At 54.0% G+C, this 12,066-nt stretch carries 14 protein-coding genes; 1 reads left to right on the top strand and 13 read right to left on the bottom strand.

What is annotated here, in order from left to right:
• Positions 1 to 184: 184 nt before the first annotated feature.
• Positions 185 to 559: a hypothetical protein gene (locus AC2FLE_RS15745; protein ID WP_496698191.1), complete on the bottom strand. Its 375-nt coding sequence runs from the start codon at positions 557 to 559 to the stop codon at positions 185 to 187.
• A 49-nt stretch (positions 560 to 608) separates the two neighbouring features.
• On the opposite strand from AC2FLE_RS15745, the gene AC2FLE_RS15740 reads away from it, so the two are divergent.
• Complete coding sequence (locus AC2FLE_RS15740; RefSeq protein ID WP_496698189.1) at positions 609 to 1,409, top strand: alpha/beta fold hydrolase; 801 nt, start codon at positions 609 to 611, stop codon at positions 1,407 to 1,409.
• A gap of 48 nt (positions 1,410 to 1,457) precedes the next feature.
• Here the strand turns inward: AC2FLE_RS15740 and AC2FLE_RS15735 are convergent, their stop codons facing one another.
• The 12 genes from AC2FLE_RS15735 to AC2FLE_RS15680 all read right to left on the bottom strand — a co-directional run bounded on the left by AC2FLE_RS15735 (position 1,458) and on the right by AC2FLE_RS15680 (position 11,765).
• Positions 1,458 to 1,829 carry a rhodanese-like domain-containing protein gene (locus AC2FLE_RS15735; protein WP_142638196.1) on the bottom strand — a complete coding sequence of 124 codons (372 nt, stop codon included), beginning with the start codon at positions 1,827 to 1,829 and terminating at the stop codon, positions 1,458 to 1,460.
• A 323-nt stretch (positions 1,830 to 2,152) separates the two neighbouring features.
• Positions 2,153 to 2,383: a hypothetical protein gene (locus tag AC2FLE_RS15730; protein WP_496698187.1), complete on the bottom strand. Its 231-nt coding sequence runs from the start codon at positions 2,381 to 2,383 to the stop codon at positions 2,153 to 2,155.
• 240 nt (positions 2,384 to 2,623) lie between these two features.
• A complete protein-coding gene (locus AC2FLE_RS15725; RefSeq protein WP_496698185.1) occupies positions 2,624 to 3,094 on the bottom strand; it encodes a hypothetical protein in 471 nt (156 codons plus the stop codon).
• Positions 3,095 to 3,483: 389 nt separating this feature from the next.
• Entirely contained in the window at positions 3,484 to 3,918 is a 435-nt protein-coding gene (locus AC2FLE_RS15720) for a hypothetical protein (RefSeq protein ID WP_496698183.1), read from the bottom strand.
• Between the two features lie 12 nt (positions 3,919 to 3,930).
• The gene (locus AC2FLE_RS15715; RefSeq protein WP_496698181.1) at positions 3,931 to 4,134 is read right to left on the bottom strand and encodes a hypothetical protein; all 204 of its coding nucleotides are present in this window, start codon (positions 4,132 to 4,134) and stop codon (positions 3,931 to 3,933) included.
• Between the two features lie 660 nt (positions 4,135 to 4,794).
• Positions 4,795 to 5,499: a ThuA domain-containing protein gene (locus AC2FLE_RS15710; RefSeq protein WP_496698179.1), complete on the bottom strand. Its 705-nt coding sequence runs from the start codon at positions 5,497 to 5,499 to the stop codon at positions 4,795 to 4,797.
• On the bottom strand, positions 5,496 to 6,368 hold the full coding sequence (locus tag AC2FLE_RS15705; RefSeq protein ID WP_496698177.1) for an NAD(P)-dependent oxidoreductase: 873 nt from the start codon (positions 6,366 to 6,368) through the stop codon (positions 5,496 to 5,498). Before AC2FLE_RS15705 ends, AC2FLE_RS15710 begins: the two co-directional genes overlap by 4 nt.
• Positions 6,368 to 7,888: a sugar ABC transporter ATP-binding protein gene (locus AC2FLE_RS15700; protein ID WP_496698175.1), complete on the bottom strand. Its 1,521-nt coding sequence runs from the start codon at positions 7,886 to 7,888 to the stop codon at positions 6,368 to 6,370. Before AC2FLE_RS15700 ends, AC2FLE_RS15705 begins: the two co-directional genes overlap by 1 nt.
• The gene (locus tag AC2FLE_RS15695) at positions 7,885 to 8,886 is read right to left on the bottom strand and encodes an ABC transporter permease (protein ID WP_377191439.1); all 1,002 of its coding nucleotides are present in this window, start codon (positions 8,884 to 8,886) and stop codon (positions 7,885 to 7,887) included. Before AC2FLE_RS15695 ends, AC2FLE_RS15700 begins: the two co-directional genes overlap by 4 nt.
• 13 nt (positions 8,887 to 8,899) lie before the next feature.
• Entirely contained in the window at positions 8,900 to 9,874 is a 975-nt protein-coding gene (locus AC2FLE_RS15690; RefSeq protein ID WP_496698173.1) for an ABC transporter permease, read from the bottom strand.
• 61 nt (positions 9,875 to 9,935) lie between these two features.
• Positions 9,936 to 10,733 carry an SDR family NAD(P)-dependent oxidoreductase gene (locus AC2FLE_RS15685; protein ID WP_496698171.1) on the bottom strand — a complete coding sequence of 266 codons (798 nt, stop codon included), beginning with the start codon at positions 10,731 to 10,733 and terminating at the stop codon, positions 9,936 to 9,938.
• 75 nt (positions 10,734 to 10,808) lie between these two features.
• Positions 10,809 to 11,765 (bottom strand): sugar ABC transporter substrate-binding protein, encoded by a 957-nt coding sequence (locus tag AC2FLE_RS15680; protein ID WP_496698169.1) that lies wholly within the window; start codon positions 11,763 to 11,765, stop codon positions 10,809 to 10,811.
• Positions 11,766 to 12,066: the final 301 nt, after the last annotated feature.

Below are 12,066 nucleotides of genomic sequence, written 5' to 3'. Positions count from 1 at the left end.
ACTGGATCATCGAAGTGGTCGACGGTCTGGCCGCAAATGGCGAGGACGGTAACGGTGAGGTCGAGGCCAAAGTCAAAACCGAAGTCGCAAACCTATGCGCCAGATTCCCTATCTATCCAAACTTGTAAGAATTCAGTCATCCAAGAAACAAAACGGCGCCAATCCGGCGCCGTTTTTTTTGTGGTCAGATAAGCCCCTGCCACATCATGAAGATCAGCAACAAAGCAGAAAAGGCCAACAGGTTAAAAGTCAGCCCGCCCAGCATTCCCAGAAACCACCCCATCCGCCGATCCGCCAAATTGATACCCACCAGATGTTTTTGCACCTCTTCCGAGGCCTGGATCAGTTTCGGATTGTCCAGCACAAGTCGCAGTTTTGGATGGGCCGCCATCTGCTCTGCTTGTGCCAGGACCATTGCCTGTTTGTATATCCGGCGCGGCAGTTGCCTTTTGGCCTTTTTGACCGAGGCGGTCAGCGTTTTGTCGCGCACACCCAACTTGTCACGCAACAGCTGTATGGTCTGCGCAACTTGGGTTTGTATATCTGTGTCTTGCGGCATGCTGCGACCTCCTGAGCTGACAGTTTACTCATGTGGAATAGGAGCCACAATGGGGCTGGCCGTTTCAGATTGCGGCGGGTATCACGGCTATATGCTGAACACGATCATACATGGTGAACCTACCGACAAGCCCCCTTTGCTGATCGCCCATGGCCTATATGGCTCGGCCCGGAACTGGGGGGTCATCGCCCGCCGGCTATCTGACGAGCGGCAAGTTGTGGCGGTTGATATGCGCAACCACGCAAACAGCATGTGGACGCATGCCCATGGGTATTCCGATCTAGCAAATGATCTGGCCGAAGTTATCGACCAGCTCGGCGGACAGGCAGATGTCGTCGGACATTCGATGGGCGGCAAGGCATCCATGACTTTAGCCCTGCTGCACAGCGCAAAGCTGCGCAAACTGGTGGTGGCAGACATCGCCCCGGTGGCCTATAGCCACAGTCAGATTCAGTTTATTGAAGCGATGCGCGCGGTGGACCTTTCCCGGGTCGAGCGTCGCTCGGACGCTGAACAACAACTGGCCGACAACGGAGTCGAAAAAGCCCTTCAGAGCTTTTTCACGCAGTCACTCGACATCAACGGACAGCGTTGGCTTTTGAACCTGGATACTTTGGCCTCTGAAATGCCCAAGATCATGGGCTTTCCTGAAATAGACGCATCCTGGGGTGGTCAAACACTGTTTTTGTCCGGGGGGGAGTCCGACTATGTGCTGCCTGAACATCGCTCAGTGATCCGCGGAATGTTCCCTTCGGCACGTTTTGCAAGAATACCTGGTGCAGGACATTGGTTGCATGCGGAAAAACCGCGTGAGTTCGAGGCCGCCGTCAGGACGTTCCTCAACGCCTGACCTGACCTTTCGACCGATCACAGCTCGGGTTCTGGCGTTTCCTATTGGCTAGGCGACTTCGCCCCCGCCATTCACCCAATCGACCAAGCCACCCAGGTTATAGACCTGCTCATACCCCATGTCCTGCAACAGCTTTCCCGCAAGGGCAGCGCGGCCACCCGAGGCACAATACAAGACAATTGGGCGATCTTTGCGAAGCTCTGGATCATGTGATTGCAGAGTGTCATCGGCCCGAAATTCCAACATACCGCGCGGGATATGATGTGACCCCGAAGCACGCCCTGTCTGCTGCAATTCCGCTGCATCGCGGATGTCCAGAAGCAGGCCACCTCGCTCCAGGATCTCGACCGCTTTGGCTCTCTGGATTCGCTCGACGGTGGAGTTCGCAGCTTCCATCATTTGTTTTACGGTCAACGGCATATGGTGTCTCCTGAAGAAATTTACGGGATGCTAACATGCAGGAACTGGAAGGTGTAGCCTGACAGGCCCTCACCTTAGGCTGGATAGATATTGGACATTTAATGCAGGACACCGATTTTTCGCTGGACCAATCCCGGCATTCAGTTCCCGCCGAACCCGAACCAAAGCAAACCGGGAGAGGTTCTGCTGCATCGAGACTTGAAAATCAATCAGGGTGTCAGAGGTGGTGCGGGCGGTGGGACTCTCTTTTCTGTTTGTTGCCATATCACTAAGTCACGAGATGCGTAAAATATGTGAAACGTGCGGTGAAAAACGCCCGGCTATCAGTATCTAACCGAATCCTGTTCGGGCCAGCCTGGCAACTTTTTCGGCGCGGGGACATCGTGGCGCTCCAGCCAATCCTTGATCGCGGCCCAATGATCCTGCGGCTTGGCCGTGTACCGACGAGAATGGAGATCCACAATTGCGCGCTGTAGTTGGTGATACCATTGAATTTTGATCTTTAGGCCATGGGTTCGCGCCCAGGCGCGCAGCGCGGCTTCCCAATCGGTCAACGGGCGGGACTCAAGCTCTTTATGAAGGTCGAACGGGATTCTGGTTGGCCATAGCATGACACCGATATGCGCTAACCGCGCGCAGGCGGCAAGCGCTCCTCATCGTTGCCCCTCGAATGGCCGCAAGGAGCCCATTGCTGCCGTCGACCGAGCTTCGGTCTTTTGCATGTGCGGCACGTAGCAAACCGCACTGACCGGACATTCGAAAACAATCGGCCAGTGCGCGAAGTGCGCTTGATTCTACGGCTCAGGTGCGCGCCCCACTTGTATTACGCCTTCTTCTGTGTTTCGGACGAAATACTGAACCGTATTGCCACTTGGACCAAATAGCATTGCTTTGTCTCCAAAGAGACCAGAGCCGCCAAATCTGGCTTTGACAGTTTTTGTTTGTGGTCCCGGAATATCATTTGCCTCCGCAAGTTTCCCGCCGGCATCGCAGCTCACAAAGGAAATCAAGGCACGGCCAGATGAATCAACGGGAATATCCAGCCTTGCAGGTGTTACAAAAGACTTGTCAAATTCCGGTCCGCGCACAGTGCATTTTGCTGCTACCGGCGCCCCGTTGTCTTCTGCGCTGAAAGCAATGGCTCGTGTTTTAACAGCGGTAGGCGATGACGAAAGATCCTCGGGTTTAGGCTCAGGAGAGTTTGAAATTGTTGTGGTGTTACACGCGGCCAGTACGACGCAGCCCAAAAGAAAAAAAGAACGCATTGTGATATCCCGTATCCGATACTTTAGAGGTACTTACATACAGGGTATGTCCGGAGTGCAAGGTTGATTTTCATTCGTCCCCTAAACCGTTCGAAATCAGGACTAGCAACGACTGATACAAACTGGATCAGGGGTGCCAGGGATTGATCCAGCCATCATTAGCTGGATGCGCCGACTAGATGATAAGAGCCCTTACCAGACCTTCATCGCACTTTGACGCTTCGCTCGTGCAGCAAGTCGTAAACCGCACATTCCGGACGTTCAAATTCCAGTGTCGGACAGCAGGTAGGCGGACAAAACAGACCTTGCAAAATTGCAAACAAAGGTCAGCTTCAGTTTTGCGAACCTCAATCAGATGGAAGCCAACGAGTCCTTAATCTGTTTCGATACTACCTCATTGTATTTTCTTCAGTGACTTCTGGGTACCTTCGCAAATGGTCCATTTTTTTAACAGTTTTATGAATTTCGTCCATTGCCCTTTTAAACGGCATAGGAAGGCAGCTTTCCTTAAGCTCGTTGCCTTGTTTTGTCCAATCAATCAGGTGCTCATAAACTGGCACCTCGAACCATAGGCTGGACTTCTTCAGGTCAACCAGAAGTTTTTCCAACAACATGAGCACTGTATCAGTGTGAAGAGTACGGTCTTTCATTCGTAGTAGAGGGAAAATCAAATAGTCCAGCACGTACTCGGGAGAACTCGCCAACGAAGTTCTGTTGTCCGGGTTCTTTAGGAAGAATATCATCCCTTCCAAGTACAATTGATCAACTTTTGGCTCAGCTGCGCCGTAGTCTATTTTTGCTCCGTTTCCATACGTGAAAATCATTGAAGCTAATTTTTAGTATATTAGCTCTTCATCGGTAAAACCCATGAACAATTTTCCGTAAGCGATGAGGCTGGCGACGCCAATATCTTCCCGCTTCTGACGATCGCGTTCAACTTCAAGCTGCGACTGTAAAGCACTTAGATCTGATGTCAGCTTGACTTCAGTCTCCCCTAATTTCTTCTGAACGTCTACGAGAGCACCTTGAGCGGCGTTCATTTGTTTGGACCAAAACTCAGGGTTGAGCGTACTCGTCAGTTGTTCTACCTGCTTATCGAGACGCTCTAATTCGGCATCTTTGAGTGCGATTTCGGCATCTTAAACTTTCAGCGAGGCTGCCGAAAATCTAACTGTCGCAAGCGATACCACTGAACCTAATACAGCTGAAATAACTGAAGCGAATAGAACAAGAATGGCCGGGTTTTGAGATAAATACGTAACAATCTGTGTCATTTATGCCCCCAGAATATTGCAGACAACAGAGCCGGATCGCGTTCGTTAAGCGACTCCTCACTTCATAGCGTAGTGAGGCAGTAATGGCGCTGTTTGCTAATTCTATGTGGAGCGCCGCCGGTATTCCAGTTTCCTAGCCTTTCACGGGGAGGTCAACTTCTTTAAAACGGACGTTGGTGCGTTGCGCAGCGTCGGCCGGTATGGGCTCACAACGGACCTCGGTGCCAATGCAGAAAGGGTCCCTGCTCTGCCAATAACGGTTCACGCAGGCGGCCCAAAGCTGACTTTCGCAAGTAGATCCGCCTCTGCATTGTCGTATCCCCAAAGCAGGCGTTGGTCGATGTCGCAACGTCTCGGATACGAAAAATCGTTAAATTGGCAACAACAGCTGCAGTCTTGGTTTAGTGAACAAATCTCAATTGGGAGTTATTTTTCTTTAGCAGCCCAAATGGCACCCCGACGAATAATCTCGGTAACCTGAGGGTGTTTCAAGTCGTCCAATTCATGCCCGATTGAGCAATAAAACACACGGCCGTTATCCCAGCGGCGCTTCCAGACCACCGGTATGACCGTTCCTTCGATCCACCACAGATGGTCACCTGAGAAGGTCGTCGTTGCCAATACCTCGTTGGAAGGATCGACCAGCATATAGTATTGCTCGGTTGTTAGTCGAAAACTCTTGATCCCATTGACGATCGGGTCATCCGGTTTGCAGATAGTAACATCATAATCAATGTAGTCCTCACGCGGCTGCAGGTTGTCTGGCCACCCTGGGGGGTGGGCGACGAACTGGCCGCCGATCAGGAAATGATAGGTCGGGCGGTCGCGGAATGCATCGCCCATATGGCCGTGCCATCCGGCCAGCCCGCACCCATCACCGATCAACTTCAAAAGCCCATCTTCCTGCGGTTTGGTCATGTTCCCGTATTTGTCTTTGTGACCCGACCGGGCCGAAGACCAGATTGGTGTGATCAGATCCAGATCAGCCAGCTCGTCTGGGTTCTCCAGCGGTTCCAGCGTGTCGTAGACATCGACTTCGAACCCGTTTTCCTTCAATAGCGCTTCGTACCAATCGCTGAATTGCGTGGGGGCATGGCCTTCCCATCCACCAACAAATAGTGCGGCTTTCATTCGGGTTTTCCTCGCATGTAGTTGAAGATGGACGCCATGTCGCGGATATCGAAGCCCTGCGCTTCGGCGTCTTTCAAAACCTGAAAGGTGATCTCGGACTGCGGCATCGGTACGCCGACTTGCTCAGCTAGATCCAATGCCAGACCGACATCCTTACGCGCCAGGGCGACCGTAAAGGTCACGTCCTGGTTTGTTTCGTCCAGGTAAATCGGGCGGCGAAATTTCAGCATTGGCGCAGCAGCGGCCGAGTTTTCGATCACGTCGAATGCGCGTTCGGTCGCGATACCTGCATTCTCGGCCAGACAGAGCGCCTCTGAGACTGTCTGATTCATCCCGTGGATCAGCAAATTCACGGCCAGCTTCATGGCGGCACCCGCGCCGACCTGATCCAGCCAAATGGTCTTGCGCCCCATTGCATCAAAGAGCGGAGACAGCAGCGCGCCGGCAGAAGCGTCAGCGCCAGCCATGATCAAAAGTGAGGCCTCTTCGGCGGCGTTGGTGGCCCCGGAAACCGGCGCGTCAATAAAGCGTTTTCCTGCCGCCTCGGCGGCCTCGGCGATCTCTGCGACCAAGGCAGGGCTCATGGTGCCCATCTCGACCAGGACCGGTGCGCCCGAAGCGGTGATCAGCCCGTCATCCCCAAAGTATACGGCCCGGGCGGCTGTATCGTCGGCCAGCATGGATATTACGACCCCAGAAAGGCCCGACAACTCTGCCGGAGTGGCCGCAATGCGACCGCCAACGGTTTGGACAAAGGCTTGTGCTGGACCCTTGCTGCGGTTCCAGACAGTCAGGTCATGACCCGCTTGGGCGCAATTTGCCGCCATCCTCCGCCCCATGCGTCCCAGTCCTGCAAAACCAACCTTCATCACGCGACCTGCGGCGAGCCGGTATCAGCAAGGCCCGAGATCGCGCGCACCAGACTGTCTTCGGTTACTGCCTCAGAAGTGAATTCTTGCGTGATTTGCCCCTGGAACATGGCGTAGATCCGATCCGAAACATGAAGGACTTCCGGCATTTCTGAACTGATCACAATCACCGCATAACCCTGCGCGGCAAGGTCGCGGATCAGGTTGTGAATCTCGGCTTTGCTACCGACGTCAATGCCGCGTGTCGGCTCGTCAACGATTAGGACATTGGGATGCATGGACAGCCATTTGCCAATTACGATCTTTTGCTGATTGCCCCCTGATAAATTGCCTACAAGCTGCTTCCACCCCGGGGTTCTGATATCCAGACGATCACGGTATTGGTCAAATATCGCGATTTCGGCCCCTTCGGCCACAAATGGCCCCGCCTTCAAATCATCCACTTGCGGCAGAGACATGTTATCCCGGCAGTTCATGCCCAGCACCAATCCCTGACCTTTACGATCTTCGGGAACCAGTGAAATGCCCTTCTCAATCGCATCCGAAGGCGTTTGAATGCGTATCTCCTGACCATCAATCAAGATTTGCCCAGCAGACGGATCGCGCAGACCAAACAGGGTTTCGGCGATCTCGGTGCGGCCCGCTCCGACGAGGCCATAAAACCCGACAACTTCCCCGCGTCGGATCTGAAAACTCACATTTCGATAAAGGTCGCCGCAACTCAGATCGCGCACTTCCAGGGCCACGTCCCCAAGTTCGTGGTGCGAAACGTTGCGGGACAGGTCCAGCTTACGCCCGATCATCATTTGGGTGACGGCTTCTTCATCTGTGTCAGCAGTGATCGCGGTACCGGTATGTTGCCCATCGCGCAGAACGCTGACCCGGTCTGTGATCCGGAAAATTTCCTCCATCCGATGGGAGATATATATGATGCCCACATTCCGTGCTTTGAGGTCCGCGATCACCTCGAACAGCACGTCTTTTTCGGTGTCGGTCAGTGACGCGGTGGGTTCGTCGAATATCACAACCTTTGCATCAACCGTCAGGGCGCGGGCAATTTCGACCATTTGCTTGTTCGCAATCGACAGCTCGCCGACAAGGGTTTTCGGCGTGAACCCGACCTTTAGCCGATCCAGAATTTTCGCGGTATTGGCATAGAGCGCCTCCCAATCGACCCGCCCGTAAGATTTGCGAGGCAGCTCTCCCAGATACACATTCTCGGCCACGGACAGTTCATCTGCGAGGCTGAGTTCTTGATGAATGAATACAACACCCATGGCCTTAGCCTCCAATGGGGACGCCATGATCGTAGGTGTTTCCGCAATCAGGATCTGGCCGTCGTCTGGTTGATAAATGCCCCCCAGAACTTTCATCAGCGTTGACTTTCCAGCGCCGTTTTCACCCATCAGCGCATGGACCTCGCCCGGCATGACCGCAAATGAGACCCCATCAAGCGCACGAACCCCGGGGAAGGTTTTCACGATCCCCTCAAGACGCAGGGCCGGTGTGTGTTCGGTCATATCTTCAACTCCTCGGCACCTTTGCGGTTTAGCTGCTTATCCAGATACAGCACCGCAATCAGGATGAGGCCGATCACCAAATTGACGGTCGACGTATCGGCCCCGATATGGCCAAGTCCTTTGCGCAACAGCTGGATTGCCAACACGCCGCCAAAGGTCGACACAACAGACCCCGCTCCGCCCGTTAGCTTGGTGCCACCCAGGACAACAGCCGTGATGATCCACAGCTCGTACAGCTCGCCGTCATTTGGATTGACCGACCCGCTTTCGGAATAGAACACAACAGCTGACAGGGCCGCCAAAAACCCGATGATCATGAAATTGATCATCATATGGGCTCCGACCCGGATACCCGCATTCACCGCCGCTTCTCGGTTGTCGCCGATGGCATAAGCGTTGCGCCCGTGGATGGTGCGGGTCATGATGAACCAGATCACCAAGGTCACGGCCAGCAGGAACCACGTGGCGGTGTGCAGGCCAAGAAACTGGGCCTCGGCAAAATCGACCAATGTCCAGTTCAGCTGACTTGTCGGTTGCTCGCCGTTGTACATGAAAACCAAGCCGCGATAGCCAAGCATCGAACCCAAGGTCACGATGAATGCATCTACCCCGGTCTTCCAGACGATCACACCGTTGATGGCGCCCAGAACAATCCCGGTAAGCAAGGCTAGACACCACGAGATTGGGATAACCCAATCGCCTAAACCTGCGAATACCGGCCAGGTCAGACTGTCCAGCAGGACGATGGCACATAGTGCAAAGGTTGCCCCGACGCTGAGGTCAATATTGCCGTTAATCATGACGATGGTCATACCCATCGCAATGATCCCAATTGGGGCGGATTGTTTGAACAGCAACAGCATGTTGTCGAGATCCATGAAGGCCTTGTCGCTGAGCGACATGAATTCACCCGCGATGCTGAAAAAGATCAGCTCGAACAGGATAAAACCCCATATGGCGCCGCGCTTCAGGAAAGTGCTCAGAGTACCAGCTTGCATGTATCCGTTTCCCTTACGCGATCGGTGACCAAAGCTTGCCGCGTTTGGCCGCAATATCGAGCCAGACTGCCAGAATGATGATCACCCAGGTCACGACGTATTGGACGTAGAATTGAAGACCGACGAGCAACAGCCCGTTCTGGATAAACCCAAGCATCAGGACTCCGATGACGGTCTTGAAGATTGTTCCGGACCCGCCCAACAAAGATGCCCCGCCAAGGATCACTGCCGCCAGCACCTCAAGCTCTAGCCCTTGCCCAACAGTGTTCTGGCTGCCCATTGAACGGCTTGCCTGAATAAGGCCAGCTGTCGCCACACAAAATGACGAAGCGAGGTAGCAGGCGAACACGACCCGCGCCCGACGGATGCCTGAAAAGGTCGCGGCAACGCCATTGCCGCCCACAGCATAGACCTTGCGGCCAAAGGGCGTTTTGGCCAGGACAATTCCCAAGAAGGAAGCAAGCAATACGAATAGCAGAATTGGCACAGGAATTCCCAGCGCATCGCCTTGACCAAACACGCTGAACCAGGTCCCTTCCTTATCGGCGATATCCATGTTTTTGCCGCCGGAATACGTGAGCGTCAGCCCATGGATGGCGGACAACATACCAAGCGTCACAATCAAAGAATTCAGCTTGAGGTAACCGACAAGAAACCCGATCAGCGCCCCTAGGCACATCGTCATGGCAAACATTGAAGGGATCGCCAGGGCTGGCCCGATCTTGTCGTGAAGATCCAGCACAACAATGGTCGAGAAAGACATCATCGAGCCAACCGACAGATCAAGATTGCCGCTGATCACAACGAAGGTCACACCCAGCGCCATCACGCCCAGAATGGCAGAAGAACGGATGACGCCCATGATGTTGTCTGGGTCCAGAAACCTTGGGTTCGCCAACGTAAATCCGATGATAAACACTGCGAAGGCCACAAGAATGCCCTGCCGGGCCAATATGCCTCCGATGTCGGATTTCCTTAGTTGCACCATCCCGTTCTCCCTGTCTCCGTCATGCCGGAGCGTATTCTTGCGCCTGCAGCGCACGCGGTTGTCAAACCAGCGTCATTCCACCATCGATCATCACGATCTGGCCGGTCATGTAGTCACTGTCTGATGACGCAAGGAAGGTCGTCGTTCCGGTGATATCCTCGGGCTGCGCAACACGTCCGCGCAATATCTCTGCCGAAAACTCTTCCATTGCCTGCCCTGGCCGTTCGGCTGCCCCGATCTCCATCAGGTCGCGATCGACCTCTTCCCACATTTCCGTCGCGACCACACCCGGCGCAAATCCCGTCACCGTGATACCATGCTTTGCCAAATCCCGAGCACCAGACTGGGTCAGCGAAACAACAGCCCATTTCGAGGCACAATAGGGTGCCACATTGTCAAACCCTTGCCGACTGGCAATGGAGGCGGTGTTGATGATCTTTCCAGCGGTGCCCTGCGCAATCATTTGCCGCGCGGCCTCTTGTATACCGATCATGCATCCCAACCCGTTTACTCCCATGATGAATTGCCAGTTCTCATCTGTCACATCGAGGAAATTCATCGGCTTGTTGACACCGGCGTTGTTGAATTTCACATCCAGTTTTCCAAACAATCCCACGGTGTGATCAATCATCGCGCGGACCTGCTGGCGGTCGGTCACGTCGACCGCAGCATGAGTGACCTGGCCACCATGACGTTTGGCGCGATGCTGGTTCTCGGCGGCGACCTCGGCCACCTTGTCTGCGTTTATGTCGGCAAAGCAGACATCTGCGCCTTCTTCCAACAGCGCCTCACCGATGGCGCGTCCGATACCTTGAGCTGCCCCTGTGACAATACAGGAACGTCCAGAGACCCGCCCCATGGGTTCCTCCCTATTCTCTTAAAGTGACAAAAATGCGCAGAGCCCACCGGGGCTCCACGCATCTGGGGAGAGACTTTAGAATACGGGCTTGGTATAATCGCCCATGTTGTCCTGAGTGATCTTCGGCGTGTCGAAGTAGTTCAGGAATGGCAATTCCTTGCCATCAAGCGTTTCTATTGCTGTCTTTAACGCGGCCTCGGCATCGTCAACAGGCGACTGGTAGATAGATCCCCAGTATTCGCCACGGCCCATTGCCTCATACCCGACGGCAAAGTTGGTCGCGCCGACAAAGATAATGCCTTCGCGACCTGCCGCATTTGCTGCGTTCAGTGCACCAACACCCATGTTGTCATCACCTGAATAGACGCCATCAATATCATCGTACTTTACAAGGAAGGCTTCCATGACTTTCTGGGATTTCTCACGATTCCAGTCGCCCGGCTGCGTTTCCACCAGCGTTACATTGGGGCAGACTTCCGGCAGGCGGTCATCAAAGCCCTTTTGGCGCTCGATGGCCGTTGTGTATCCGGGCTGACCTGAGATCTGAACGACGCGCGCCTCATTCTCGATGCCCATATCCTTGAACTTGTCGCATATGATTTCTGCGGAACGCGAACCCTGTGTGATGTTGTCAGGCCCCGAGAAGGATGAGACGAACGGAAAGCCAGCTTCGGCGATGTTTGAATTGGTGACGATGACAGGAATACCGGCTTTGTGGGCCTTGCGCACCGCAGGGATCACGGCCTCGCCATTGGTTGGCCAGATAATGATGGCGTCGACTTCCTGTTGGATCAGGTCTTCCATTTGGGCGATCTGACGCGCAACGTCGCCGCCCGCGTCCAGGACAACGACATTAACATCGCTGTTTGCTTCGGCTGCGGCAATAAAGGCTTTTTCGTAAGTGGTCTGGTAGCTGTCGACGCCTACATTGTTCTGCGTAATGCCAATGGTCTTTGTCTCGGCCAGTGCGGCCCCGCCGAAGGCAGTCAGGGTCAGGGCGGTGGTCGCAACAAGAGTTTTGCGGATATTCATTCGGTTTCCTCCCGGGTAACTTCTTTGTCTTGCCAACTCCCGTCTTTCCTCTGCGGGAATCATTATCCTCTGAGCGGATTAGCCCCGACAGGTTGGCGAAATCCGCAAAGCTAACAGCCCTCGAAAATATCCATATTGAGAATCGTGGTATCCAGAACGGATATCTAAGCAATACTGCACCACGATCATTCTGAACATTTTGAGGGGGAGGGCAATATGAGCGAATCGAATTTGTCCAAATCGAACAATCCAGCGTCGAGCCCGGCGCCAACTCCTGAAAAGGGTGCAAAGCGGTACAAAC

This window comes from Ruegeria sp. CDSA077 (assembly GCF_059612265.1).
The sequence above is the reverse complement of the archived record's forward strand: the minus strand, read 5'-3'. Positions and strand labels throughout refer to the sequence as shown.

Coding starts and splice junctions, on each gene's coding strand:
- AC2FLE_RS15700 (WP_496698175.1), bottom strand. CDS start 7,888: ATGACCGAACACACACCGGCCCTGCGTCTTGAGGGGATCGTGAAAACC.
- AC2FLE_RS15735 (WP_142638196.1), bottom strand. CDS start 1,829: ATGCCGTTGACCGTAAAACAAATGATGGAAGCTGCGAACTCCACCGTC.
- AC2FLE_RS15690 (WP_496698173.1), bottom strand. CDS start 9,874: ATGGTGCAACTAAGGAAATCCGACATCGGAGGCATATTGGCCCGGCAG.
- AC2FLE_RS15725 (WP_496698185.1), bottom strand. CDS start 3,094: ATGCGTTCTTTTTTTCTTTTGGGCTGCGTCGTACTGGCCGCGTGTAAC.
- AC2FLE_RS15715 (WP_496698181.1), bottom strand. CDS start 4,134: ATGAACGCCGCTCAAGGTGCTCTCGTAGACGTTCAGAAGAAATTAGGG.
- AC2FLE_RS15745 (WP_496698191.1), bottom strand. CDS start 559: ATGCCGCAAGACACAGATATACAAACCCAAGTTGCGCAGACCATACAG.
- AC2FLE_RS15720 (WP_496698183.1), bottom strand. CDS start 3,918: ATGATTTTCACGTATGGAAACGGAGCAAAAATAGACTACGGCGCAGCT.
- AC2FLE_RS15740 (WP_496698189.1), top strand. CDS start 609: ATGGGGCTGGCCGTTTCAGATTGCGGCGGGTATCACGGCTATATGCTG.
- AC2FLE_RS15710 (WP_496698179.1), bottom strand. CDS start 5,499: ATGAAAGCCGCACTATTTGTTGGTGGATGGGAAGGCCATGCCCCCACG.
- AC2FLE_RS15680 (WP_496698169.1), bottom strand. CDS start 11,765: ATGAATATCCGCAAAACTCTTGTTGCGACCACCGCCCTGACCCTGACT.
- AC2FLE_RS15695 (WP_377191439.1), bottom strand. CDS start 8,886: ATGCAAGCTGGTACTCTGAGCACTTTCCTGAAGCGCGGCGCCATATGG.
- AC2FLE_RS15685 (WP_496698171.1), bottom strand. CDS start 10,733: ATGGGGCGGGTCTCTGGACGTTCCTGTATTGTCACAGGGGCAGCTCAA.
- AC2FLE_RS15705 (WP_496698177.1), bottom strand. CDS start 6,368: ATGAAGGTTGGTTTTGCAGGACTGGGACGCATGGGGCGGAGGATGGCG.